Genomic DNA, 22,905 nt, shown 5'->3' on the forward strand with positions numbered 1-22,905 from the left:
TTTTTATTAATAGCATGTGCATGATTAGCGATTTTATCCAATGACTATTCCCAAGGAGGTATTATGATGCAGGAAAATCACTTGGTAGCAGCAAGGCTTTGGGGGTTGTTTAGTATGATCGCAGGAGGTATTTTTCTCTTCTTCGCTCCTGGCATTGGTAGTGGAGTCGCAGACTGGTGGGTAGCACAAAGTAATTCCATGGGTTCGTTTGAATATGTATATCAGGGATATATTACCGTTTTTATCGTGTTCGGAGCGATCTTATTGGTTCTGGGTACCCTCATATGGATTACTTCTTTAGCAGTCAGTCTTTTTGGTCAGGAGCGTATGGAGCAGGAGGAAGAAAGTCGGGAAGAAACAGCATGACTAGATTCGATTCTCTTTTAACGTTCTTAAGATTTCTCCAACCGCAATCGCAATAAAACCATTTAAAATAGCAAAGAACGGGACGAGCATGTTCGTGTTACCTCCGGACGAAAAAAGGCTCATAATGAGAAAAAGAGCGCCAGCAGTGATAAATATACTTCCCAGTAAATAAAGTGCATTATGTACAAAAGTGGCCATGTCATCAACTCCTTGGTGTCAATTGGTAAAAAAATAATAACACAGTGAGGTAATACTGGGACAGACCAGATTAACAAAGCCTATCTAAAAACCAAAAATGCAGAACCACTTAACATGGGTTCTGCATTTTTCTATTGCGCAAGCTCATCACCAGTTGCCTCTATATGGGCTTCTCCCCAGCTGCACATGACATCAAGAATCGGCTTCAGTGACCAGCCGTATTCAGTGAGCGAGTATACGACCTTTGGTGGAACCTGGTCATAGACGGTGCGCTTCACAACACCATCCGCTTCAAGCTCGCGAAGCTGTTGGGTGAGCATTTTTTGCGTGATATTCGGCATCAGTTTTTTTAGTTCACTTGTTCGCTTATCCCCTTTGTCCAGGTGACATAGAATGACGACCTTCCACTTTCCCCCGATGACCTCGAGTGTGGCTTCAACAGGAATATTGTACGGCATATAGGTCTCCTCCTTTAATTTGTAAGTAGAATAGCACAGGCTAAATGCGTTGAAAAGATGATTGCGGTGAAACCGTCCGAAAGGCATGGTAGGGTACTTTTTGGTGCCTATCGCACTTTAAAGTACGTACTTCCCAAAAGAAATAAACGGGTTCATACTGACAATTGTTCAACATCACGAAAGGCGCCTTCGTGTTCATTTTCATAGGGAGGAATCAAATCATGACAACTAAAATGAATCAGCCTCCGCAGCAAAAAGGCGGAACGCTTGCTTTATTAGCACTAGCAATCAGTGCATTTGGCATCGGAACGACTGAATTTGTTCCGGTTGGTCTCTTATCATCCATTTCAGGGGATCTGCAAATATCTATTACATTAGCGGGATTATTGATTTCAGGATATGCGATCGGGGTAGCGATTGGTGCGCCGGTCTTAACGGCATTAACAGCCAAAATGAGCCGTAAAACATTGCTAATGGCCTTAATGGCTGTATTTATTGTAGGTAATGTGGCTGCTGCTATGTCAGACAGCTTTGCGCTGCTGATCGTGGCCCGCTTCATCACTGCATTTTCACATGGAATCTTCTTTTCAATTGGATCAACGATTGCAGCGGATCTGGTTCCAGCTCATAAACGTGCCAGTGCTATTGCTTTTATGTTCACAGGTTTAACCGTTGCCACTGTGACAGGTGTGCCGCTTGGAACGTTTATTGGTCAGGCATTTGGATGGAGAGCGACATTTTGGGGTGTGGCGATTCTTGGATTGATCGGGATGGCTGCCAGTGCCCTGCTTGTCCCGAAGAACCTGAAAGAAGCACCGCCATCATCATTTAAAGATCAATTAGCGATTTTGAGAAATAGCCGTTTAATGCTCGCGTTTGCCATCACGGCCCTTGGATACGGCGGAACCTTTGTTGCTTTTACGTATTTAACACCGTTATTGGAAAATGTCACAGGCTTCAGTGCGAAATGGGTCAGCGTGATTCTTCTTGCTTATGGTGTAGCGGTTGCGATTGGAAATATGATTGGCGGAAAAGCAGCAAATCGCAATCCGTTAAAAGCACTGCTTTGGATGTTTGTTTTTCAGGCAGTCGTGCTCGTTCTATTAAGTTTGGCAGCACCATTTAAAGTAGCGGGTCTGATCATGATCTTCATGATGGGGTTATTTGCTTTTATGAATGTGCCGGGTCTGCAGGTGCTTGTTGTCGATCTTGCTGAAAAATATGTACCATCAGCCGTCAACGTCGCATCAGCCCTTAACATAGCAGCATTCAACGTCGGGATCGCCATCGGTTCCTTCGTCGGCGGACTCATCGTCGACGGAATCGGTCTCATTCATACTCCCTGGATCGGTGCTGTTATGGTAGCGGGTGCCGTATTACTGACAGGAGCATTGCGCAAAATAGAAAGTGCAACAAGTAAAGAGACCAGAGTTTACGGAAGAACGGGAACAGACTCTGCTCTACGTGAATGACTTAATCACAGTCGCAGTCTTATATTGAGCATAGCTGCTCAGGTTTTCTAGAAAAGTATTCAGATCATCGTGGCTTGTGAATCTCGTTTCAAGCAGATAACAGGCTTCCCCGGTGGTTTTGACATGCTGAACAATGCTTGTTGACTGCTTTTCGATAAAGGCAAGATATTTTGTGTGATCAGGGCTTTGGGTAAATACCTGGATAAAGGCATGAACGGGAAAGCCGAGCTTCTCGTAGCTTTTTCGCACTGTGTATTTTTCGATCATGCCCTGATCCTCAAGTTTTTGAACACGCGCTGTTGCCGCCTGTCCGGTCAGGTGAACTTTCTGACCAAGCTCCTTCATGGTGATCCGGCTATTCCGTTCAAGCTCTTGTAAAATGAGGTAGTCTGTCTGGTCCATTCGATAACATCCTTTCAAAAATCAAGTGAAATCAACACATTACTTGATTTAGATTATGTACAGCATCCTTCATTAAAGTTTATCCTAAACAGGAACAATCCGAAAAGGAGAAGTGATGAGATGAAGCTGACGCACATTCGTAACGCAACGCTCGTAGTGGAATACGCGGGAAAAACGATTTTAGTGGATCCGTTTTTTGCGGAAAAAGGTTCACTGCCGCCGTTTCCGAACACACCGAATCAGGATATGAACAATCCGACTGTGGATTTACCGGTTAAGGTTGAGGATCTGTCAAAAGCCGATGCTGTGATCGTCACGCACCTGCATGCCGATCATTTTGATGACGCAGCAAAACAGATTTTGCAGAAGGAAACACCTGTTTTTGCGCAAAATGAAGCCGATGCTAAAGTGATACAGGAAGCCGGTTTTCAGCATGTTTCTGTTCTGGGAGATCGTTCAGATTTTGAAGGGATTCAGCTGAGTAAAACTGCAGGACATCACGGAAAAGGTGAGATTGAAGAGCGAATGGGAGCTGTATGTGGTGTTGTGTTCAAACATCAGGATGAACAGACGCTCTACATCGCAGGTGATACCATCTGGTGCGATGAAGTTGAAGCGGTATTAAAGGAAGTGCAGCCAGACGTAATTGTTTTAAATGCAGGTGCTGCGCAATTTCTTGAAGGCGGACCGATTATCATGGACCAGCACGACGTTCAAAAGGTAATCGATACAGCACCATCGGCAACCGTGGTCGCAGTCCATCTTGAAGCATTAAACCATTGTGTGCTGACACGTGACCAACTAAAAACACACATCCCGGATGAAAAACTCCTTGTCCCAGAAGACGGAGAAGCCTATACATTCTAGAAAAAGCACCGCTGCGGCGGTGTTTTTTTGTAGAGTTAGGGACAGACCCCCAACTCTACACACTATGGTACAATTATCCAAAGGATGTGATCGGATGAAGGCGGTTTTGTTTGATTTTGATGGAACGCTTTTGGATCGGGATGCTTCTGTTAAGAGGTTTGTTGCTGATCAATATGATCGATTGCCGCAAGTGAATATGAAGGTTGATAAAGATACATATATGAACCGTTTTATTGAATTGGATGCTCATGGATATGTGTGGAAAGATCGGGTTTATGAGCAGCTTACAGAGGAATTTCGGATTGAAATGACTGCAGATGCATTGTTGCAGGACTATTTAAAAGAATTCCCGAATCACTGTGTTCCTGTCAAAGGGTTGTATGAAATGCTGGAACATTTAAAAAGGAAATCTTATAAAATCGGCATGATTACAAACGGCTATGGGGATTTTCAGATGGCAAATATTCGTGCGCTTGGGATTGAAGGGGCATTTGATGTCATCCTGATTTCCGAATGGGAAAAGCTCCGGAAGCCCGACAGCCGTATCTTTCTGCGCGCACTTGAAAAGCTTGATGTGGAAGCTGAAGAGGCTGTGTTTGTTGGGGATCATCCTGAAAATGATAGTCAAGCAGCGAAGCGTGTTGGGATGAAAGCTGTGTTGGTTCAGAGTGCATTTCGACAGGATGAAGATGCGGGTGATGTGATAATGGATTTGAGAGAGTTGGAGGAAGTACTGCGTAAAGGTTCTTGTGGAGCATAATTAGTCCCAAAACTGGTCTTCTACACAAACCTAAGCGGGTTCTTGCAACTATCCCTATTAAATTGGAAATCATTAAAGATGGTGTAAATAATGATGTTGAAAAATAAAAACTTTCTCGTATTATGGCTGGGACAGCTGGCGACGATTTTTGGTAACCGTTTCAGTGATGTCGCAATCCCGTTAATTGTGTTAGAGCTTACAGGATCACCTTTGCAGGCAGCGCTCGTAGCGGTCTGCATGCAGGCACCTTCTTTTTTGTTCGCTTTGCCTGCCGGTCAGTGGATTGAAGGTAAGCTGAAAAAGTACGTGGCGATTGGGGCGGAGTCTATCAGCTTTCTTGTCATGGCTACACTTGCTTTTCTGGTCTGGGAAGATGGTTTGACTACGGGTGTGCTGGCTGTGGGTTTATTTATATTGGGTGTCTCCACCCTTTATTTTCGGATCGCTTTTAGTGCGATGATACCTGGTATTGTTGGTCGGGAAAATCTCTTGAGAGCCAACACTTATTTTGAAGGGGCGGATGCTGTCAGTACATTTGCAGGTCCGGTGCTCGCCGGAGGAGTGCTGACTTTGTATGGCACTGCAATGGCTTTATCCATTGATGCATTAACCTATTTGTTATCGTTATTCGGTGTCATACTTGTTGTATTTAAAGAAAAGAACCAGACAAGGCGTATAAAGACAAAGGTAATCGCTGAGTATAAGCTGTCTTTGAAAAGTATTCGGTTTTTATTCGCCAATCCATACCAGCGATTCATCTCACTTCAGCACATACTCCTTAATTTTACGACAGTAACGGTTACGCTGACAGTCATCTTTTTAACGGATCAGACGCTAAATTTTACGCCATTTGAAATCGGCATCGTCTTATCAGGAGCTGGTATTGGAAATATCATTGGAGTGTGGCTGATGGTACAGGTGGAAGGTTACTCCTGGCGAAGGCTATATAGCACGCTGCTCATCATATCGGGTCTCGGGCTCGTGCTTGTTTTCAGCGGATTGTCAGTGTGGCTGATGGCACTCGGTATGCTTATCTTCGACGGAGCGCTGTCGATGGCTTTTGTGGTTAATGGTTCAGCTCGTCAGGCTGTCACGCCGGATGCTTTTTTAGCGAGGCTGGCAGGTGGAAGTATTCTGCTGAGTGGCATTGTTGTGGTCAGCGGACAGCTTTTCTCAGGAAGTATATCAGAAGCGGTCTCACCTGTGATTCCGTTAATAATCTGCAGCATACTTCTATTAACCGGAGGACTTTATGCACTTCGTTTTCGCTATGGACGTGGTGCTGTATCTACACTTACTCCGGTTCATTCAGGTTTGGAAAATAAGTAATGTGGAGAGGTCACAATGAAGATAGAGACAATGAAATATATCCATTTAGAACAAACAGATCAGCTTTTTTCAGAATGTCTCCGCGATCTTTTAAATCGCGAGGGACTGCGTCATGATCAGCAGCTTTTTGATGAGGAGGTCGGGCGGCTTAAGCGAATGGCGCGTGATTCTTTGGAGGGTGAGCAGATAAGATTTTTTGCAGCTTTTGATGGGGATTCGGTTGTCGGAACGGTTGCGCTGTTTGAACCGGGCGAGCTGATGAAATGCGGATTGACACCTGAGCCTGGCAGGTTAGAGGTTGGTTGCGTTTATATCCACCCTGATCACCAGAGGCAAGGGGTCGCTCAATCCTTACTGGCATTTGCAGAAGAGGAGCTTTTACGTCTCGGGCACGACTTTTATTATCTCGATGCCGGGTTTAAAAGCTCTCAGCAATACTGGGTGAGTCGCTTTGGGAATGCAGATGTGTTGCTGAGGGACCACTGGGGACAGGGAGCCCATCATATGATCTGGAAAAGATGGCTTGGTGGGGGAGAAGTACGCTCATTTGGATGTGATGGAAAAGTGAGCGTGAATGAAGGGATTCGTGGAGTGGAATGAAGGAATCACCGGGCCTTGTGAAGGGAAAAGAGTCCGGCCAAGAGGTTTTGATGGAATTAATTTTCCATAAGAGTGAAATCATTTTTGAAACGAGTGAATAAAAATTTCAAACGATCGAATAACTCCCCCGAGTGAAGAAATTCCGCAAACATGTCCCACTAAAAGAAATTGGGGTCCGTCTCTATCTAAGACAGACCCGTTTCACATTGTTACCCCGCAATCATTCCACCATCAATAATAAATTCAGAGCCTGATGAGTAGCTGGATTCATCTGAAGCTAAGAATACGCATAGTGCGGAAACTTCTTCGGGTTCCGCTTGTCTGCCGAGTGGGATGCCTGCCAGCATTTGCTCGAGTACGGCTTCGAGTTCCGGTGTCTGTGTCATCGGTGTTTTGATGATGCCTGGATGGATGGAGTTGACGCGAATGCCGTGCGGTCCGAGCTCAACGGCTGCTGATTTGGTCATACCGCGCACTGCGAATTTAGATGCATTATAGGCTAGCGTCATGGCCTGGCCCACCATTCCAGATATAGATGAAATGTTAATGATGGAGCCTTTGTCAGCCTTTTTCATGGACGGGAGCACTGATTTCATCCCTAAAAATACGCCCACTTGATTGATGTCGATCACTTTCCGGTAGTTTTCGAGGCTTAGACTTTCAAGCGGCTCCTGGATCACGATTCCGGCATTGTTCACCAGAACACTGATCGGCCCGAAATGCTCCTCGGTTTTATGAACGATATCTTTCCATTCTTCTTCACTGGTCACATCGTGCTTGAAAAATACACAATGATCGCCTAGTGCATGTGCTGTTTTTTCACCCTCTTCTGTCAGCACATCTGTAATCACGACCTTCGCACCTTCTGCAATAAAGGCTTTGGCATGTGAAGCACCCATTCCGCGGGCACCACCTGTAATTAACGCGACTTTACCATCAAGACGTCCCATTTTTGAAACCCTCCCTTAATGTATTCGCTTTTTTTACAGCACGCCTGCCGAAATTTGTCGAATGCAGAAATGCTGTGTACTTATAGTATAATAAGAAATAAGAACGGGGACGATAGGCCTGTCATTTGTTATTCTACAGTTTGGCGTATTTTGTCGAATAAAATAACGGGAGGCGCACTGATGAACAATCTTTATCCGGACAAACGTGTCGTGCGGACACGTCAAAAAATGATGGATGCTCTTTTGCGGACGATGCAGGATCTTACCTTTGATGAACTGACGGTGACGCGTCTGACTAAACTGGCAGGTGTTGATCGCAGTACGTTTTATCACCATTACGACAGCCTGGACCATCTGATTGAACAGACCCTCTCCTATGAATTGACCCGTTTTGTTAAAGCTTACCGTGAGCCGTATGTGAACCTTCCATCCTTTCAATTAAAGGATTTATCATCTTCAGAAATAACGTTGTTTCGATCAATCTATGAACGTCGGGATTTTTTCACTAACGTTGTTTACTCATCTCTCCTTCCAGTCTTTCAGCAAAAACTCTCAGAAGCTATTCAATCCATGATTTTATCTGATTATCAGCTGCAGGCAATCGACATTGATCAGCAGCTCTATTCCATTTATCATTCAACAGCCATCACAGGACTCATCACACACTGGATCCAAACGAACTATCAGAAAACACCGGCTCAGATGGCTTCTCAACTCTTAAATATCCTCCGCTTTCAGCCCGACTGCACATACATCGTTAAGCCGCTGCTGCCGCCATCCATGCTTGAAAAAGCGAGATTTATCCCATTTGAATAACTGAGAAAGGAAAGAAAATGGTCTGTCTATAAGTCTCCCGTAGACTTTAGGGACAGACCCTTTTTCTACATAGGAAAAAAGCCTATTTTTAGAATTGTGCGGCATTTTCCTTTCGCTCTCCTAAAAAATACTGTTATAATGCATAATTATGAAAGCGCTTTAATAAAGGGGAGTGAGGATTTGGATACGGTTAAGAGATTGTGGGAAAGGTCATGGGATAGTCATGACCGGATTAAAGAACTGCTTTTATTTAGAATGAATATGAACCCGGGTGGTCCGAAAAGTGATGATCCGGATCGTATGGCGAAGGCGTCAGGTAAGCTGACTGGTACCTTTAGACAGCCATCACCTGAGGGAAGGGATTATTCAGCGAAACAGAAAGTCGGTCTATTTCTTGGACCTGCCTTGTTTATTATTTTGTTGCTGTTTTTCCGGGCGGAAGGGTTATCAGCTGAAGCACTTGGTGTTCTGGCCGCAACAGTATGGATCGCGACTTGGTGGATCACAGAAGCGATTCCCATTCCGGCAACGTCATTGCTGCCGATTATTCTGTTTCCGCTGGTCGCGGGTGTTGGTGTTGGTGATGTAACCCCAAGCTATGGAGATCCGCTTGTATTTTTATTCCTTGGTGGATTTATTATTGCTTTGGCTCTGGAGCGTTGGAATCTGCATAAACGAATTGCGCTCGGCATTATCTCATTTGTCGGGACAAGCACAAGCGGCATCATGCTTGGCTTCATGGCTGCAACAGGCTTTTTGTCTATGTGGATTTCAAACACGGCAACAGCGATGATGATGGTGCCGATTGGAACGGCCATCATTTTTCAAATGTCATCCCTAATTGATGATGGTTCTGTGAAGGATGCAGAACATCAAAAAAGCCTTTTTGCTAAAGGACTTATGATCGCAATTGCTTTTTCCGCTTCGATCGGGGGAATTGCAACCATAATCGGAACGCCGCCAAATACGATCCTGGCAGCCCAGCTCCGTGCCATTTACGGCATTGACCTGTCATTTGCCCAGTGGATGCTGTTTGGGGTTCCATTTGCCGTCATTATGATTTTGTTTGCATGGGTGTATTTAGTGAAATTTGCTTTCCCAATGACGCTGAAGAACATTCCTGGTGGAAAAGAAGTCATTAAAAGAGAGCGTGAAGCACTGGGGAAAATGAGTGCGGATGAAAAGATGGTCGCGGTTGTGTTCAGTGCGACTGCCCTTTCGTGGATCTTACGTTCGTTTGTGTTACAGGAGTACATCAGTCCGGCGATTGATGATACGATGATCGCCATTGCCGGAGCCCTTGTCCTGTTTTTAATTCCTTCTTTTCAATATCAGGGAGTCAAACTGATGAACTGGGATACCGCCAAAAATGTACCGTGGGGCATTCTGCTGTTATTCGGGGGAGGTCTAGCGATTGCAGGCGGATTCGGTTCATCAGGTCTGGATGTGTGGATCGGGGAACGCTTAACGGTCCTTGATGGCGTCCAGTTTATTGTGATTATTACTGTTGTATCGCTGGTTGTTGTATTCTTAACTGAAATTACGTCCAACACGGCTTCTGCCACGATGCTGATGCCGATTATGGCTGCATTGGCGCTCGCTGTTGATGTGCATCCATTTGCCGTCATGGTTCCAGCTGCCGTTGCCGCATCATGTGCATTTATGCTGCCAGTAGCCACGCCGCCAAATGCCGTGGTGTTTGGATCAGGCTATTTGAAGATGATGGATATGGTCAAAGCCGGGTTATGGATGAATCTTTTCGCGACAATCGCACTCGTTGGCTTTGTAACACTGCTGCTTCCGCTAGTGTTTGGCATAGATCTTACGTCGTTCCCGGATTCGTTGAGGTAGAGTGCGGGAGTGTTTCACCGAATTTTGCTGCTGGTTCGTAAAGTGTTAAGTGTGTTTCACAAAATGATAGCTATGGTTCGCAAGATTATGTACTCGGTTCGAAAAATATTAAGATTGGTTCGCGGGATTGTGAAAATAGACCTATGCGGGATGCGCTATGAATAACCAGCACAGCTTGCAAAATACTTGCGGCCGATTTCGATGTGAGGTTGGAATGAGAATTTGTGAGTTAGCGGGTAAAGTTCATGAGGTTAGCTGCCGGGTTTGTGAGTTCCGGTCACGATTTCGTGAGCTTCTCGCAGAATTTGTGAGTTCAGTGTCAAATGGACTATACGGGGCCGACAGTTTTCTGTCTATAAACAACACAACCCATCTAACAAAGCCATCCTGCTAAAGGGTGGCTTTTACATTGGCCATAAAATCCTTTTGAATAAAAGATTTCCAGCATAATGAAAATGGGGATTATAAAGAACGGACTTTTGTTGCATGAGACATATAACAAGCAGACTGGTCAGACCAATTTCTGAACGCAGAAGCAAGATGATATTTTATTGAAATAACATCCAAAAATAAGTTTTCGGAAAATTTAAAAATATTGTTGACGCAAAAATATGGTAGCGCTTACAATCAACTTGTTACAGAAATGTGAAGGAGGGTTGTTTGTATTTAAAAAATGAGCGAACGCTCGGTCGCAAGAATTGAACGAACGCTCAGTCGTCAAACGAACACAATGGGAGAAATTTTTACAACGGAGGGATGACATGAAAGCTTACAAAAAAGAAGTTCAGTTTACGATCTGGATGACAGCGGCATTTGTCCTCGTGGGGAATGTTGGATTGATCTTTTCGATTTTTCCAACAGAGGCAATGATGTTCGGTTTTCCTGTGAAATACATCGTGCCGATTCTGATGGGGTGGTTCGGCGTGTTTTTCTTAACGATTGTAGCCGGGAAGATTGGCAACCGGATTGATGATGAGATTGAGCAGGAGAATGAAGCAGCAGAGTCATCAAAGGAAGCAAAGGGGGCGTAAAGGATGCAATGGCAGCTATCTAATCCAGTCATGGGTATTATCGTTGTAGTGGCAACGTTCGTCATGTTTTATGCGGTCAGTTACATATCAAACAGAAAAAGCGCGTCTGCTCAGGAATTGTACGTTGGTAAATCCAATGTAGGGCCGATTACAAACGGGCTTGCAATGGCTTCAACGTATATGAGTTTAGCTACGTTCTTAGGCATTACTGCACTTATCTTAAATCTTCAGGCACCATTTATTTTATTGTGGATTCAGCTGATCCTGGCGATTCCGCTGATTACGATTATTTATGGAACGAGTCTCCGCCGGATGGGCGCTTTTTCGCCAACGCATTTCATCCGTAATCGTTATGGTGTAAAGGCGTCAATTATTGCCGCGTTGTTCATGATTCTTGTGTCGATCATGTATGCGCTTGGTCAGATGATTGGGATTGCGGTGACGTTTGAGACGCTGCTTGGTATTCCGTATATGACGGGTCTGATTGTCGGTGGATTGATTATTGTCGGTTACGTGACCATTGGGGGAATGGCCGGAGCGACGAATAATGCAGCGATTCAGATGGTGATCATGGCGCTGATGTTTATCGTTCCGCTTGCTGCGATTATGAAGGCTGTTGGTGGTAACGGATGGTATTTCCCGCCGCTACTGTATGCGGATATGGTGCCGGCAATGCTTGAAGCCGTGCCGACGTTTTTTGACTATCAATTTTCACCTAAATGGTACTTTGCCATTATTCCGGCACTGACAATCGGTGCGCTTGGGCTGCCTCACCTGGCAATGCGTGTTTACACGGCTTCAAGTCTGAAAAGTGCGCGCTCTGCGATGGTCTGGTTTGCATTTATTCTTGGACTTGTATTCTCAGCGACTTACGCGATGGGCTTTGTTGGTGTTTTTGCAACAGCCACGCAGGGACTTGAGGTGTCAGCTGCGGATGCGGATAAGCTGACGATTATTTTAAATCTTGTGTATAACCCTGAGTGGGTGACGGCACTTGTGATTGCAGGTGCGATTTCTGCCGGGTTATCTACGCTCAGCGGAAACCTGCTTGCGATTGGCGCTCTTCTTTCTCAGGATATCGTGGCTACGTTAAAGCCGAATATTTCTCAGAAAGCGAGTCTTCGTTTAGGCTATATCGCGATTTTTGTTGGCGGTGTGATCAGTATTATTTTAGCGATTGAACCTCCGGCATTTCTTGTTGTCAGTATTTTGTGGGCGTTTGGTCTTGCCGGTGTAACGAATGCACCGCTGATCATTGTGGGTGTATGGTGGAAGGAAGCGAATAAGTATGGGGCGATGGCTGCTGCTGTAGTGGGTGGTGCCATTTACATTATCGTATCGCCGTTTGTCTTCCCGAATATCGTGCTGACAGGCCACAGCGTCACGGATGGAATGGGGATTTCAGGTGCCCTGCTTGCGGTTCCGGTCAGCTTCATTCTGCTGATTGTCGTGTCTTATATCACGAATCGTATTCCGTCGCTTGAAAACCGTTTAACGAAAAAGCAGGACAGCGAGCTGATCGAACAGATTCATGGCTGGAAGGATGTTCAGCCTTACCGTTATAACAGCAAAATCGGTGCAGGTGTCACTGTAGTGGTGTGCTTTGCGGTTGCGGTGTGGGCATTGATGCCTTGGGGTATGTAACGTGTAAATAAAAAAGGGCTGGTGCGAACGCATCAGCCTGATTGTATGGGGGATGAAAAAGTGGTCGCAAGAATGATGATGTTAGATGAGGCAGCGTTTAAGACCTTTTTGCAGTCTCCGAAAGTAACGGTATGGAGCCGGCTGCTTTTGATTGCAGTTGGTCTCGGGTATGGGTTGATTTCGATTGCAGCAAACTGGGGCTACGTCAGTGACTTTGACTCGCAGGCGCTCAGGTGGGTGGTTGTGCCGGGGATCTTTTTATTGTTCGGATTGCTGATGGCGATTTTGACAAGGTTCGGTTTATCACTGTTGTTATGGGCATCCTCACGGGGACTCGGCGGCAAGGGAGTGCTCCGGGAGATCAGCAAAGCGACTTCTGTGTCACTGCTTCCGGGTATTTTAAGTGTTCCTTTTTTAACAGGCACGGCAAACGGACTGATGATCGTACTTTTAGTGGCAGGCCTGATCTGGATGTACTTAATGAGTGTCCAGGTCGTTAAGGCAACGCAGGGATTTGACGCGAAAAAATCTTACCTTGCCGTTGCGCTGGCCTTTGTATTCTTAGCGAGTATTTACTATATTGTGGTGCCTGCATAGGCGATAAAAGCATCTCATTGAAGAGGTGCTTTTTTAAATGGTGAGAGAATAGGATTTTAATGAATCTACCTATCCGTAAATGTGGTCAGTCCGATATAATGAAGTTATTGGAAATACATAGATAAAGAGGATATTCGAATGACAATTTTAATGGCAGTTGTGATTCCTTATTTGTTGGGGTGCATCAATGGCGCGTATTATTTAACAAAATGGTTGAAAAAGCAGGATATCCGGGAGCTTGAAAGTGGTAATGCGGGCGCGACGAATGCCGGGAGAGTGATGGGGAAGACGGGGTTTCTGTTGACCTTATTGATTGATGCGGTGAAAACGTGGCTGGCATTATGGCTGGTTACGGTCTGGTTTGACGGGCTGCTGTGGCCGCAGGTTGTGGCAATTGCTTTCGTATTATTAGGTCACCTATACCCTGCCCACCTGCAATTCAGAGGCGGTAAAGGCATCGTTGTCTTTCTGGCAGGGGCATGTTGGCTTCAACCGCTCATTCTGGCTGTTCTGGCAGGCACGATGGTCGTCGTCTATGGATTGTCCCGACGCTACACCATCTCAGGTTTCATCGCCATGGCCGCAGTGCTTGGTTTCCTGTTTTACGTTTTCGGTGTATCAGTCGTATCACTCGGCATGAGCGGCATGTTTATTTATATGCTGCTCGTTTATAACAAGTAGACTTGGGGTCTGTCCCTGAAGTCTACAGTAAGGGGGATTTGGATGGGGACGCTTGTGTATAAGGTGGCAACGGATGTGAATGAGTTGGAGCAGGTTCATTCGTTGAATTATGAGACGTTTGTGGAGGAGATTCCTCAGCATGATGTGAATGAGCAGAGGGTGCTGGTGGATCGGTTTCATGACGAAAATACATATATGATTGCGAAGGAAGGGCAGCAGGTGGTTGGCATGATTGCGGTGCGGTCGAGACGTCCGTTTTCGCTGGATGCGAAGCTTGGGCATCTTGATGCGTATTTACCTGAAGGAGCCCGGCCCTGTGAGATTCGTTTGTTGTCGATTCGCAAGGAGTGGAGGAGCACTCAGGTTTTTTACCGTCTTTGTGAACAGCTTTTGGCGTACTGTCTGGAAAAAGGGTTCACGATTGCCCTGATTTCAGGAACGGTGAGGCAGCTGAAGCTTTATAAAAGAATTGGTTTTGAGCCGTTTGCTGATCTTGTCGGCACTGAGGAGGCGCTTTATCAGCCGATGTATTTGACGAAAGAGAGCTTTGAACGGTCGACGAAAGCGTTTGAACGGCTGATGATTCGTAAGCAGAAGGAGTCATATTCTTTGCTTCCGGGCCCCGTTCAGCTCGACCCTGCTGTGGTAAAAGCTTTCAGCCAGACGCCGATTTCTCATCGGAGTACTGAATTCCGTGCGCAGCTGGGTGAGGTGAAGAAGCTGCTGTGTGACAGAACTCACGCACGTTTTGCCTCTATTGCGGTTGGCACCGGCACACTGGCCAACGATCTGATCGCAGCGCAGCTTTCTCTAAAAGAAGGCAAGGGACTCATTCTGTCTAATGGTGAGTTCGGCGAGCGGCTGATGGATCATGCTGCACGTTTTGATTTAAATGTGGATTGGGTCCCTGAAGATTGGAATGTGCCTTTTGATATGAAGAAGGTGTCTGAAAAGCTGGCTGATGATCCATCGATTACCTGGCTGTGGACAGTCCATTGTGAAACGTCAACCGGCTATGTGACGGATCTTAAAGAGTTAATCAGCGTGTGCAACTCTTTTAACGTAGATGTTTGTCTCGATGCATGTAGCAGTGTTGGTGTCGTGGAGACGGATTACAGCGATGTGCTTTTTGCATCAACGGTTAGTGGGAAAGGGTTTGGCTCCTATCCGGGTCTCGCGCTTGTATTGCATCGTGAGGAAATCAAACAGCATACAGGACTGCCGCGTTACCTTGATCTAGGCATGTACAGCGGAAAGGAAACACCTTATACGCATTCTTCAAACCTGGTGAGTGCTTTACGTACTGCATTAAATCTGGATAGTGCTACTGACTATGACGTCAGAGCTGCGTGGAAGGGGGGTGGCCTGGCTGTTTTAGGGGATGATACGTATTCACACGGAATCGTTACTGCACAGCTGCCATCAACCATTTCAAGCAGAGCATTTGGAGACCGCTGCAAACAAAAAGGCGTCCTGATCAGCTATGAGAGTGAGTACCTGTTGAAACGCAACTGGATTCAGGCAGCAGTCATGGGATCCCATCAGGAAAAAGGATTGAAACAGGCGATCGAAGTGACGGTAAAGGTGTTTAGGGAGCTGGCAGGGAGTGTAGAGATGGAGTCTGTCCATGAAGTCTACAGTCGAGAAGAGGAACAGGCCCACTTCTAGTTGAAGGAGTGATCATATGAAAATCCGTATTGTCGGGTCAGTTGGCAGTGGGAAGACGACTTTGGCAAGATGGCTTTCTGAGCTATCCGGGACGCCGTTTGTTGAGCTCGATCAGGTAGTGTGGGAGCGTAATAAGGAAGGGCTTGAGGATAGAAGGAGAACGGAAGAGGAAAGGGAATTGGTTTTAAGTGAGATTCTGGATCGTTCTTCCTGGATTGTGGAGGGTGTACATTCTGAAGAATGGACGCACAGCACATTTGAAAAAGCCGATGCCATTGTGTTTCTGGATCCGCCGCGAAATGTGCGTAAATGGAGAATTACAAAACGATTTATCAAACAGCGCTTAAAGCTCGAAGCCGTGCATTACGATCCAACCTGGACAATCTATAAAAAAATGTTCAAATGGGACCGCTACTTCGAGGAGAACGGGAAGCCGAATGTGATTCGGATTTGCGGGGAACTTCAGTGCTGCTTGATCACTATTAAGAATCAGGGAGACCGAAAACGCCTGGCAAAGAAACTACTGTAGAAATGGGGTCTGCCCCCTATATCTACAGTATTGATTTGAAGAATGGCGTTGTGCTATAATTTTGACAACTTATATGAACGGAGGTGAAAAGGAATGAATAAGTCTGCTGGATTAGCATGTGAAAAACAGGTTAGTTTCTTATATTTTACACATGCTCAAATTCATGATTTTGCGAACAACGGGACAAGTCTGCCCTTTTTTAGCAAAATACGAATAAAATCCAGCTGATGAACCATTCTTTTTCGCCGTGCGCAAAAGGACTGTCTGTTGATCAGGCAGTCCTTTTTTGTCTTGAAAAGATTGTTCTTTCAGCTGTACTGGAGGAACCGGGTATGTATATGAAAGCAGAACAAATCGCCAAAATGATGGGCGGTACAAAAATATTTGAATCATTGACAATTGAAGTGAAAGAGAACGAGGTCGTGGGGCTTGTCGGTCCGAATGGCTGTGGCAAAACAACGTTATTAAAGCTGATGGCTGAACATGAGCCGGTCGATGCAGGCCGTATCATCCGGAAAAAAGGGCTGTCAGTTGGCTACCTCAATCAGATTCCTTCCTTTCCGTCACACTGGACCGGTCAGGCTGTGTTATTAACCGCGTTCGAACAAGTTGTCTCGATGGAAAAGCAGATGAAGGAGCTGGAGCGGGAAATGGGTCAGGCAGATCCTGTTCAACTTGAACGGTTGCTTGTGAAATACGGTGATTTGCAGGAACAATTCACCGCTCTAGGCGGATATGAACGTGATGCCAAGATTCAGGCTGTTATCCAGGGACTAAAGCTGAGCCGCTTTATTGACCAGCCATTTTGTCAGTTAAGCGGCGGGGAGCAGACGAAGGTCATGCTTGGCTTCCTTTTATTGAAAAACCCGGATTTACTGCTGCTTGATGAGCCGACCAACCATCTGGATATGGACGCAATTGAATGGCTCGAGGGATTTGTGAAGGCACATCATGGAGCCATCCTGATGGTCTCGCATGACCGCCATTTTCTCAATCAGACAGCGACACGCATCGTTGAAATTGAGGATGGTGAAACCTACAGCTACAAAGGAAATTATGATGCCTATGTAAAAGAGAAGGAAGCGCGCATCATGCAGGAGTTCCACGAGTATGAGGAGCAGCAGAAAAAAATCAAGAAAATGAAAGAGGCGATCCGTCGTCTGCGTCAGTGGGCGAACGAAGCGAATCCGCCAAATCCTAAGCTGTTTAAAAAAGCAAAATCAATGGAGAAGGCACTTGAGCGGATGGAGCGTGTTAAGAAGCCGGTGACGGTTAAAAAGATGAATCTTTCGCTCGATGCAGGTGATCGCAGCGGGAAAGACGTTGTGACCTTTGAGCATGTTGGGAAGCGATATGAGCACTGGCTTTTCCGTGACGTAAATCTGTCTGTTAAATGGCAGGATCATATCGGCATCGTTGGTGGGAATGGGACAGGGAAGTCGACGCTGATCAAAATGATTACAGGTGATGTCCAGCCGGATGAAGGGCGCTGCCGGATTGGCAGTAATGTAAAAGTCGGTTATCTTTCACAGCTATTCTCCTATCGAGATCCATCCATGCGCGTTATTGACGTTTTCAGAGAACATGTATCGATGACAGAAGGGGACGCGCGCCACGTTCTGGCCAGGTTTTTATTCTACGGCTATGACGTCTTTAAAAAAGTTGAGAGTTTGAGTGGTGGCGAACGCATGAGGCTGCGACTTGCCCAGCTGATGCATGATGAAATCAACTTGCTTGTGCTGGATGAACCCACGAATCATCTGGATATTGAATCACGTGAGGTGCTTGAGGATACGCTTCAGCAGTTTGAAGGCACCATTTTAGCGATCTCACACGACCGGTATTTTTTAAATGCGCTATTCCACAAAACTGCCTGGTTGGAAAATGGAGAACTGACTTTATACGACGGTCACTACGACTGGGCGAAGTCCAAGCGGCCTGAGCTCAGAGATGAACCTTCAGTTGAGAAAAAACCTGCTCAGGAAAAGCCCAGACAGCAGGAAAAGCAAGAGATAGACATTGAAGCGAGCATTCAGGCGCTTGAAAAAGACATTCAGAACCTGGAGGCCGAAATCCTGGCTATTCAGGATGCCTGGGAGGCATATGAGCAGCTTTTAAATGATAAACAGCATGCGGAGCGTGAGTTGGAAGCGTTATATGATCAGTGGCTGCAGAGTCAGGAATAAACAGATTCAGGTTGCTGTAACTCAAAGGGAGATGGAGCGTATGAATGAATTAAAACAAAAGATATTATTTCACGAAAAAGAGCTGTTAAACAACGAAATTCGAACATCTCTTGAGGATCTCGACCGGCTGATTCACGAAGACTTTCTGGAATTCGGCAAGTCAGGCGGGACCTGGAGAAAAGAAGATCTGATGGGAGAAGAAGGAGCCGGGCATATTGACGTGACAGTAGAAGGCTTTGATATCCGGGTCCTTACTTCTGATACCGTGCAGGCAATCTATCAATCAAAAAATAACCAAACAAACGAAAAAGCCAACCGCTGCTCCATCTGGAAAAAAGAAAAAGATCAATGGCAGATGATTTTTCATCAGGGTACGGTTGCAAGGTAGTGTAGAGGCAGGGTCTGTCCCCAGGTCTACTGAAGACTTTAGGGACAGCCCCCCCTGTCTACAAAAGGAGGATTATGACGTGAGGAAAACAACGATTATGCCTTATACGGAGTCATGGGCTGAGGAGTTTGAGCGGGAGGCTGCCGCCATTAGGAATATATTTAATAGCGCAATTCTTTATCATATAGGTAGCACCTCAGTTCCGGCGATTGGTTATGCGAAGCCTGTCATTGACATTTTAGGTGAGCTGGAGGATATTTCAGAAGCAGACCGGCTGAGTGCTGACATGGAGAGGCTTGGCTATGAGGTCTGTGGGGAGAACGGGATCCCGGGACGCCGTTTTTTTACGAAGGGTGGAAATGAGCGGACGCACCATGTGCACCTTTATGAAAAGGGCAATGAACAAATTGATATTCACCTGAATTTTAAGCGGTACCTGTTGGAGCATCCAACTGACGCGAAAGCATATGGTGAGTTGAAACTTCAATTGCTACAAGAGTTCCCGGATCAGCACGAGGAATATCAAACCAGAAAGCAGCCTTTTGTAAGTGAACTGGCGAAAAAAGCGAATGAGTGGGCATTAAAGGAGAGATCTAAGGCTTAAGGCTGATCTTAATTTACAGCTTGAGCTACTTATATTTTGATACAACTGGGATTACACTTTTTTACGTGAACGAAAGTAAAGGAGTGTAAGTCATGAAAAAGGTCTTCATTGCTATATCAGGAATTACGTTGTTGATTGGTTTGTTTCTGTGGTTGAGGAGTGGACAAGCAGAAGTGATTTATCAGGAAAATGTGCCTGAAATTCCTTTGCCTAATGAAGTCAGTTCAAAGATCGTATGGCCTCGCGAAGCAGATGATGTGGAAGATGCAGGTGAAGCAAGCGCGGTTGCTGTAAATTCAGATGGTGATCTTTATTACCTCCATCGGTCAGCTGCTGGTTTTGCGGATGATCAAATCATTGAAGATCCGGTTGTAGTCGTAATTGATGGAGAGACAGGTAAGGTAAAAGATAAGTGGGGAACGGGTATTTTTAAGTCCCCACATGGAATGGAAATCGATCATGAGAATCGAGTATGGGTGACTGATATTTCATTAAATAAAGTATTTACATTCTCATCAGATGGACAGCTGCTTCAAAGCTTTGGTGATGACTATCCGTTTTATCTTGAGCCTATATTGCAAATGCGAAATGAATTACCTCAAACTCCGGTTTCGATGAGTGAAACGACTTTTGCGAGGCCTACAGATATTACAGTATTTGAAGACGGATCTTTTGCGGTAAGTGATGGATACCGCAATAGTCGTGTAGTGAAGTTTACTGAAAATGGAGAAGTTGAGTGGGAGCATGACCGCCTGGGAAATAATCTTCAATCTTTTTATCTGCCACATGGAATTACGCACGATAAGGAAGGGAACATTTATGTTGCTGATAGAAGTAACGCACGGATTCAAGTGCTAAACAAGGAAGGTAAGATTATTGACACTTGGGATCAGCCAGAACTCGGTCGTCCCTTTGGTTTAGAGGTCAGTCATGATCAGGAGCTATATGTAGTGTCTGGTGGCAACACGCTTTATCCTGAGGGAGGAGATGGACTCCATCAGCTTGTTAAAATGGATTTATCGGGACAAATAGTAGAACGATTTGGTGTTCATGGTGAGGGTGCCGGAGAACTTGGTCTGCCCCACGATGTTGCTGTTGGAGTAAAGGGAGAAGTTTATATAGCGGAGCTTAGAAATAAGCGTGTTCAAGCTTTTGTATTTGAAGACTGAGGGTCACCCAGTCTTCTTTTTTATACGTCGTGCAAAAAGAAGTGAATGAATTGAAATATGTATCTGTGCTTTTTTATTCAAGGAAGTCACATTATTAATGTTACTCTGTCAGTTTCAATTCCCTCTGAATCTCATGCTTATAGTCAACATAGCCCTGATCAAACCCTGGACTGATTCCTTCAAATTTGCTCATCTTCTTACCCCACTCTTTAAATTCATAGCTGAAAACACCGCTTATCACTGCGGGATCATTTTGAATAAATGTATGTAATTCATTTTTTGATGCAACGTCTATCAGCACTGCTCCACCTGTTTCATCTCCGAATGCCCCTGCCAGAACAACCATTCCGACATCAAAATGTTCCTGGACATACACTGCGTGTTCCGGAATAGATAATTGATTGTGTAAGGCGATCTGCTCCATCCATTGGTCGCCCTTTGAATATAAAATCAGGAACCTCATTGTTATGCACCTCATTAAATATGATTTGTGAATTAATTCACAAATAAATCCTACTATAAATTTACTTATTTAGTAAGATGAATTTTCAGAAAACTGATATAATGTTAGATATTACCTACTTGGAAATGAGGGTTATGATGAAGAGTTGGCAGGGGGCAGCGGGCGTTTGTGTGAATGAAAAGAATGAGCTGTTGATGGTATTACAGGCGGCACCAGGTGAGGATAAAAAGTGGACGGTTCCATCTGGTGGAAAAGAGCTAACGGAAACTTTTGAAGAATGCTGTGTAAGAGAAATTTTCGAAGAAACCGGTTATACGACAAAGATACAATCCTTTCTCCATACAAAAGAGACCAGGTTTGATGATGTTGATGTCCTCGTCCATTATTACACTGTCAAATGTACAGGAGGCAGTGCTGTCATTCAGGACCCGGATGAACTCATTTATGACATCGCATGGAAATCAGCAGGTGAAATTGGGCAGCTGACACTGGCATTTCCGGAAGACCGGGAATTTTATTTGCAGATGCTGCAGGGGAAGATTAAACCCGGGACAGACGCTGCTTTTAAAAAATAGGAGGTGTAACCATGGAGAATATTTTGAGAAGAGTTTTTCTCATTCTTCAGTTCGGGGCTATTTTCTTTTTGTATTTTTCGGTTATGCAGTTGTCGATCGGCAGGTGGTTTGTGTTTAGCGGCTTTGCTAATCTTAGTCTATCTATTTTAATCTTAGTGATCCTGGTTTTTCTGACACAGCTGACAACCGCCAAAATTAAAGATATTTATCGATCAAATCCGTAAAAGGGGTGTGGAAAATGACGAAGATTATTTCGATTGCGGCTGTTTCAGGTGGAGGGAAAACGACATTAACTCAACGTTTGCTTCATGCACTTCCTCATTCTGAGGCGATACATTTTGATGATATTGATTTCGAGCAGGCTCCTGAAGATTTAACGAAGTGGGTAGATGACGGAGCTGATCCTCTTGCATGGGATGTCAGCCCGCTGTCTGATCAGATTGAACAGGTAATCGCAGGAGATCACCCGCCTTCTTATCTCATTCTTGATTACCCATTCAGTTACCTTCACCCTGACATCTCAGCCCGCATTGATATCTCGATTTATGTACATACACCACTGGATGTTGCGATGGCCAGAAGGATCATTCGGGATCAGCGGGAAAAGAAGGATATCGTAGAAGAGCTTGCGCATTATTTATCAGATAGCCGAAGGGCCTATGTATATATGGAAGAGCAGGTCATACCAACGGCTGATCTTGTGCTTGACGGGACAGAGGATCCGGCACTTCTTGTTTCCAGCGTGTTGCGCCATCTTTACTATGGATCTGCTGTTACAAAATAAAACAGCCGGCTTTATCGAAAAGCCGGCCTCTATTAGCAGGGGGGTACAATCATTATGACCGAAACGAAAAGAATTCAAACCAATGCCTGGCTTATGTTGTTATTTATTCCTTTGTTAATTGCGGGCTACATGCTGGCCGCTTATGAGGAAAGTCTCTTTGGTCTATTTGAATGGGGATATGGGGGACTAATATCAGCATTGTTTATTTTCGCCGTTTGGAATACGACGGTTACGAAAGGTCCATCTAAATGGGCTGCGGCGTCTATGGCGGCTTTTTTGTTACAGCTCGCAGTGCTTAGTTTATTTCTGGGCCCGTTCAGTACTTATAGCATGTTTTTTGTATTTTATGCTGTCACAGCAGCCGTTTTAATCACATTCATATTCGCTTTGAACAAAACAGATCGATTCAGAGGATTGATCGGACTATTTCTCGGATTGAGTATCGTAATGGTTGTTTATATGGTTTTGATTCAAAGTTTATGGGGTGTGAATTGGATGTAAGGACAAAGCACCGCGT

Annotated in this window: 28 protein-coding genes; 23 read left to right on the forward strand and 5 right to left on the reverse strand. The window is 45.2% G+C overall.

Features of this window, described 5'->3' with window-relative positions; translation table 11 throughout:
- The first annotated feature begins 66 nt into the window (after window positions 1–66).
- On the forward strand, window positions 67–366 hold the full coding sequence (locus tag H7968_RS10840; RefSeq protein ID WP_227396169.1) for a hypothetical protein: 300 nt from the start codon (window positions 67–69) through the stop codon (window positions 364–366).
- On the opposite strand, the gene H7968_RS10845 is transcribed toward H7968_RS10840, so the two are convergent.
- Together H7968_RS10845 and H7968_RS10850 are read right to left on the reverse strand one after the other, a co-directional pair.
- The gene (locus H7968_RS10845; RefSeq protein ID WP_227396170.1) at window positions 367–564 is read right to left on the reverse strand and encodes a hypothetical protein; all 198 of its coding nucleotides are present in this window, start codon (window positions 562–564) and stop codon (window positions 367–369) included. It abuts the gene before it with no gap.
- 131 nt (window positions 565–695) lie between these two features.
- Window positions 696–1,022 (reverse strand): winged helix-turn-helix transcriptional regulator, encoded by a 327-nt coding sequence (locus tag H7968_RS10850; protein ID WP_227396171.1) that lies wholly within the window; start codon window positions 1,020–1,022, stop codon window positions 696–698.
- A 221-nt stretch (window positions 1,023–1,243) separates the two neighbouring features.
- On the opposite strand from H7968_RS10850, the gene H7968_RS10855 reads away from it, so the two are divergent.
- Window positions 1,244–2,494 (forward strand): MFS transporter, encoded by a 1,251-nt coding sequence (locus H7968_RS10855; protein WP_227396172.1) that lies wholly within the window; start codon window positions 1,244–1,246, stop codon window positions 2,492–2,494.
- On the opposite strand, the gene H7968_RS10860 is transcribed toward H7968_RS10855, so the two are convergent.
- Entirely contained in the window at window positions 2,483–2,896 is a 414-nt protein-coding gene (locus H7968_RS10860; RefSeq protein WP_227396173.1) for an Lrp/AsnC family transcriptional regulator, read from the reverse strand. The genes H7968_RS10855 and H7968_RS10860 overlap by 12 nt on opposite strands.
- A gap of 120 nt (window positions 2,897–3,016) precedes the next feature.
- On the opposite strand from H7968_RS10860, the gene H7968_RS10865 reads away from it, so the two are divergent.
- The 4 genes from H7968_RS10865 (at window position 3,017) to H7968_RS10880 (ending at window position 6,452) form a co-directional block, all read left to right on the forward strand.
- On the forward strand, window positions 3,017–3,763 hold the full coding sequence (locus tag H7968_RS10865) for an MBL fold metallo-hydrolase (RefSeq protein WP_227396174.1): 747 nt from the start codon (window positions 3,017–3,019) through the stop codon (window positions 3,761–3,763).
- Between the two features lie 94 nt (window positions 3,764–3,857).
- Complete coding sequence (locus H7968_RS10870) at window positions 3,858–4,523, forward strand: HAD family hydrolase (protein ID WP_227396175.1); 666 nt, start codon at window positions 3,858–3,860, stop codon at window positions 4,521–4,523.
- Window positions 4,524–4,616: 93 nt separating this feature from the next.
- Complete coding sequence (locus H7968_RS10875; protein ID WP_227396176.1) at window positions 4,617–5,852, forward strand: MFS transporter; 1,236 nt, start codon at window positions 4,617–4,619, stop codon at window positions 5,850–5,852.
- A 15-nt stretch (window positions 5,853–5,867) separates the two neighbouring features.
- Window positions 5,868–6,452 carry a GNAT family N-acetyltransferase gene (locus H7968_RS10880; RefSeq protein WP_227396177.1) on the forward strand — a complete coding sequence of 195 codons (585 nt, stop codon included), beginning with the start codon at window positions 5,868–5,870 and terminating at the stop codon, window positions 6,450–6,452.
- Window positions 6,453–6,661: 209 nt separating this feature from the next.
- Here H7968_RS10880 and H7968_RS10885 read toward each other — a convergent pair whose 3' ends face one another.
- Window positions 6,662–7,402, reverse strand: a complete 741-nt coding sequence (locus H7968_RS10885; RefSeq protein ID WP_227396178.1) for a glucose 1-dehydrogenase — start codon at window positions 7,400–7,402, stop codon at window positions 6,662–6,664.
- Window positions 7,403–7,582: 180 nt separating this feature from the next.
- On the opposite strand from H7968_RS10885, the gene H7968_RS10890 reads away from it, so the two are divergent.
- The 13 genes from H7968_RS10890 to H7968_RS10945 all read left to right on the forward strand — a co-directional run bounded on the left by H7968_RS10890 (window position 7,583) and on the right by H7968_RS10945 (window position 20,566).
- The gene (locus tag H7968_RS10890; RefSeq protein ID WP_227396179.1) at window positions 7,583–8,218 is read left to right on the forward strand and encodes a TetR/AcrR family transcriptional regulator; all 636 of its coding nucleotides are present in this window, start codon (window positions 7,583–7,585) and stop codon (window positions 8,216–8,218) included.
- A 180-nt stretch (window positions 8,219–8,398) separates the two neighbouring features.
- On the forward strand, window positions 8,399–10,069 hold the full coding sequence (locus H7968_RS10895; protein ID WP_319799493.1) for an SLC13 family permease: 1,671 nt from the start codon (window positions 8,399–8,401) through the stop codon (window positions 10,067–10,069).
- 761 nt (window positions 10,070–10,830) lie between these two features.
- A complete protein-coding gene (locus tag H7968_RS10900; RefSeq protein WP_227396180.1) occupies window positions 10,831–11,100 on the forward strand; it encodes a hypothetical protein in 270 nt (89 codons plus the stop codon).
- A 3-nt stretch (window positions 11,101–11,103) separates the two neighbouring features.
- Window positions 11,104–12,744 carry a sodium:solute symporter family transporter gene (locus tag H7968_RS10905; protein WP_227396181.1) on the forward strand — a complete coding sequence of 547 codons (1,641 nt, stop codon included), beginning with the start codon at window positions 11,104–11,106 and terminating at the stop codon, window positions 12,742–12,744.
- 60 nt (window positions 12,745–12,804) lie between these two features.
- Window positions 12,805–13,341, forward strand: a complete 537-nt coding sequence (locus tag H7968_RS10910) for a hypothetical protein (RefSeq protein ID WP_227396182.1) — start codon at window positions 12,805–12,807, stop codon at window positions 13,339–13,341.
- 138 nt (window positions 13,342–13,479) lie between these two features.
- Window positions 13,480–14,022, forward strand: coding sequence for a glycerol-3-phosphate acyltransferase (locus H7968_RS10915; protein ID WP_227396183.1), 543 nt, complete (start codon window positions 13,480–13,482; stop codon window positions 14,020–14,022).
- 42 nt (window positions 14,023–14,064) lie between these two features.
- Window positions 14,065–15,690: an aminotransferase class V-fold PLP-dependent enzyme gene (locus H7968_RS10920; RefSeq protein ID WP_227396184.1), complete on the forward strand. Its 1,626-nt coding sequence runs from the start codon at window positions 14,065–14,067 to the stop codon at window positions 15,688–15,690.
- Between the two features lie 16 nt (window positions 15,691–15,706).
- The gene (locus tag H7968_RS10925; RefSeq protein ID WP_227396185.1) at window positions 15,707–16,219 is read left to right on the forward strand and encodes an AAA family ATPase; all 513 of its coding nucleotides are present in this window, start codon (window positions 15,707–15,709) and stop codon (window positions 16,217–16,219) included.
- A gap of 93 nt (window positions 16,220–16,312) precedes the next feature.
- Complete coding sequence (locus H7968_RS18110; RefSeq protein WP_319799494.1) at window positions 16,313–16,447, forward strand: RAxF-45 family protein; 135 nt, start codon at window positions 16,313–16,315, stop codon at window positions 16,445–16,447.
- 104 nt (window positions 16,448–16,551) lie between these two features.
- Window positions 16,552–18,405 (forward strand): ribosomal protection-like ABC-F family protein, encoded by a 1,854-nt coding sequence (gene abc-f, locus H7968_RS10930; protein WP_227396186.1) that lies wholly within the window; start codon window positions 16,552–16,554, stop codon window positions 18,403–18,405.
- A gap of 40 nt (window positions 18,406–18,445) precedes the next feature.
- Window positions 18,446–18,793: a nuclear transport factor 2 family protein gene (locus H7968_RS10935; RefSeq protein ID WP_227396187.1), complete on the forward strand. Its 348-nt coding sequence runs from the start codon at window positions 18,446–18,448 to the stop codon at window positions 18,791–18,793.
- Between the two features lie 79 nt (window positions 18,794–18,872).
- Window positions 18,873–19,397, forward strand: a complete 525-nt coding sequence (locus H7968_RS10940; protein WP_227396188.1) for a GrpB family protein — start codon at window positions 18,873–18,875, stop codon at window positions 19,395–19,397.
- A gap of 92 nt (window positions 19,398–19,489) precedes the next feature.
- On the forward strand, window positions 19,490–20,566 hold the full coding sequence (locus H7968_RS10945) for a peptidyl-alpha-hydroxyglycine alpha-amidating lyase family protein (protein ID WP_227396189.1): 1,077 nt from the start codon (window positions 19,490–19,492) through the stop codon (window positions 20,564–20,566).
- A 100-nt stretch (window positions 20,567–20,666) separates the two neighbouring features.
- Here H7968_RS10945 and H7968_RS10950 read toward each other — a convergent pair whose 3' ends face one another.
- Entirely contained in the window at window positions 20,667–21,029 is a 363-nt protein-coding gene (locus tag H7968_RS10950) for a YciI family protein (RefSeq protein ID WP_227396190.1), read from the reverse strand.
- 137 nt (window positions 21,030–21,166) lie between these two features.
- Between H7968_RS10950 and H7968_RS10955 the strand changes: the two genes are divergently transcribed.
- The 4 genes from H7968_RS10955 to H7968_RS10970 are packed head-to-tail and all read left to right on the forward strand — an operon-like array spanning window position 21,167 to window position 22,889.
- Window positions 21,167–21,604 (forward strand): NUDIX hydrolase, encoded by a 438-nt coding sequence (locus tag H7968_RS10955; RefSeq protein WP_227396191.1) that lies wholly within the window; start codon window positions 21,167–21,169, stop codon window positions 21,602–21,604.
- Window positions 21,605–21,615: 11 nt separating this feature from the next.
- The gene (locus H7968_RS10960; RefSeq protein ID WP_227396192.1) at window positions 21,616–21,828 is read left to right on the forward strand and encodes a hypothetical protein; all 213 of its coding nucleotides are present in this window, start codon (window positions 21,616–21,618) and stop codon (window positions 21,826–21,828) included.
- 14 nt (window positions 21,829–21,842) lie between these two features.
- Window positions 21,843–22,388 carry a nucleoside/nucleotide kinase family protein gene (locus H7968_RS10965; RefSeq protein ID WP_227396193.1) on the forward strand — a complete coding sequence of 182 codons (546 nt, stop codon included), beginning with the start codon at window positions 21,843–21,845 and terminating at the stop codon, window positions 22,386–22,388.
- 54 nt (window positions 22,389–22,442) lie between these two features.
- Window positions 22,443–22,889, forward strand: a complete 447-nt coding sequence (locus H7968_RS10970; RefSeq protein WP_227396194.1) for a hypothetical protein — start codon at window positions 22,443–22,445, stop codon at window positions 22,887–22,889.
- Window positions 22,890–22,905 lie beyond the last annotated feature (16 nt).

It is taken from the genome of Jeotgalibacillus aurantiacus, from assembly GCF_020595125.1.
Lineage (GTDB): Bacteria > Bacillota > Bacilli > Bacillales > Jeotgalibacillaceae > Jeotgalibacillus > Jeotgalibacillus aurantiacus.

Bases quoted from the DNA above. Each gene is read 5' to 3' on its own strand.
- H7968_RS10840 (WP_227396169.1), top strand. From the start codon at position 67: ATGCAGGAAAATCACTTGGTAGCAGCAAGGCTTTGGGGGTTGTTTAGT.
- H7968_RS10845 (WP_227396170.1), bottom strand. From the start codon at position 564: ATGGCCACTTTTGTACATAATGCACTTTATTTACTGGGAAGTATATTT.
- H7968_RS10850 (WP_227396171.1), bottom strand. From the start codon at position 1,022: ATGCCGTACAATATTCCTGTTGAAGCCACACTCGAGGTCATCGGGGGA.
- H7968_RS10855 (WP_227396172.1), top strand. From the start codon at position 1,244: ATGACAACTAAAATGAATCAGCCTCCGCAGCAAAAAGGCGGAACGCTT.
- H7968_RS10860 (WP_227396173.1), bottom strand. From the start codon at position 2,896: ATGGACCAGACAGACTACCTCATTTTACAAGAGCTTGAACGGAATAGC.
- H7968_RS10865 (WP_227396174.1), top strand. From the start codon at position 3,017: ATGAAGCTGACGCACATTCGTAACGCAACGCTCGTAGTGGAATACGCG.
- H7968_RS10870 (WP_227396175.1), top strand. From the start codon at position 3,858: ATGAAGGCGGTTTTGTTTGATTTTGATGGAACGCTTTTGGATCGGGAT.
- H7968_RS10875 (WP_227396176.1), top strand. From the start codon at position 4,617: ATGTTGAAAAATAAAAACTTTCTCGTATTATGGCTGGGACAGCTGGCG.
- H7968_RS10880 (WP_227396177.1), top strand. From the start codon at position 5,868: ATGAAGATAGAGACAATGAAATATATCCATTTAGAACAAACAGATCAG.
- H7968_RS10885 (WP_227396178.1), bottom strand. From the start codon at position 7,402: ATGGGACGTCTTGATGGTAAAGTCGCGTTAATTACAGGTGGTGCCCGC.
- H7968_RS10890 (WP_227396179.1), top strand. From the start codon at position 7,583: ATGAACAATCTTTATCCGGACAAACGTGTCGTGCGGACACGTCAAAAA.
- H7968_RS10900 (WP_227396180.1), top strand. From the start codon at position 10,831: ATGAAAGCTTACAAAAAAGAAGTTCAGTTTACGATCTGGATGACAGCG.
- H7968_RS10905 (WP_227396181.1), top strand. From the start codon at position 11,104: ATGCAATGGCAGCTATCTAATCCAGTCATGGGTATTATCGTTGTAGTG.
- H7968_RS10915 (WP_227396183.1), top strand. From the start codon at position 13,480: ATGACAATTTTAATGGCAGTTGTGATTCCTTATTTGTTGGGGTGCATC.
- H7968_RS10920 (WP_227396184.1), top strand. From the start codon at position 14,065: ATGGGGACGCTTGTGTATAAGGTGGCAACGGATGTGAATGAGTTGGAG.
- H7968_RS10925 (WP_227396185.1), top strand. From the start codon at position 15,707: ATGAAAATCCGTATTGTCGGGTCAGTTGGCAGTGGGAAGACGACTTTG.
- H7968_RS18110 (WP_319799494.1), top strand. From the start codon at position 16,313: ATGAATAAGTCTGCTGGATTAGCATGTGAAAAACAGGTTAGTTTCTTA.
- abc-f (WP_227396186.1), top strand. From the start codon at position 16,552: ATGTATATGAAAGCAGAACAAATCGCCAAAATGATGGGCGGTACAAAA.
- H7968_RS10935 (WP_227396187.1), top strand. From the start codon at position 18,446: ATGAATGAATTAAAACAAAAGATATTATTTCACGAAAAAGAGCTGTTA.
- H7968_RS10945 (WP_227396189.1), top strand. From the start codon at position 19,490: ATGAAAAAGGTCTTCATTGCTATATCAGGAATTACGTTGTTGATTGGT.
- H7968_RS10950 (WP_227396190.1), bottom strand. From the start codon at position 21,029: ATGAGGTTCCTGATTTTATATTCAAAGGGCGACCAATGGATGGAGCAG.
- H7968_RS10955 (WP_227396191.1), top strand. From the start codon at position 21,167: ATGAAGAGTTGGCAGGGGGCAGCGGGCGTTTGTGTGAATGAAAAGAAT.
- H7968_RS10960 (WP_227396192.1), top strand. From the start codon at position 21,616: ATGGAGAATATTTTGAGAAGAGTTTTTCTCATTCTTCAGTTCGGGGCT.
- H7968_RS10965 (WP_227396193.1), top strand. From the start codon at position 21,843: ATGACGAAGATTATTTCGATTGCGGCTGTTTCAGGTGGAGGGAAAACG.
- H7968_RS10970 (WP_227396194.1), top strand. From the start codon at position 22,443: ATGACCGAAACGAAAAGAATTCAAACCAATGCCTGGCTTATGTTGTTA.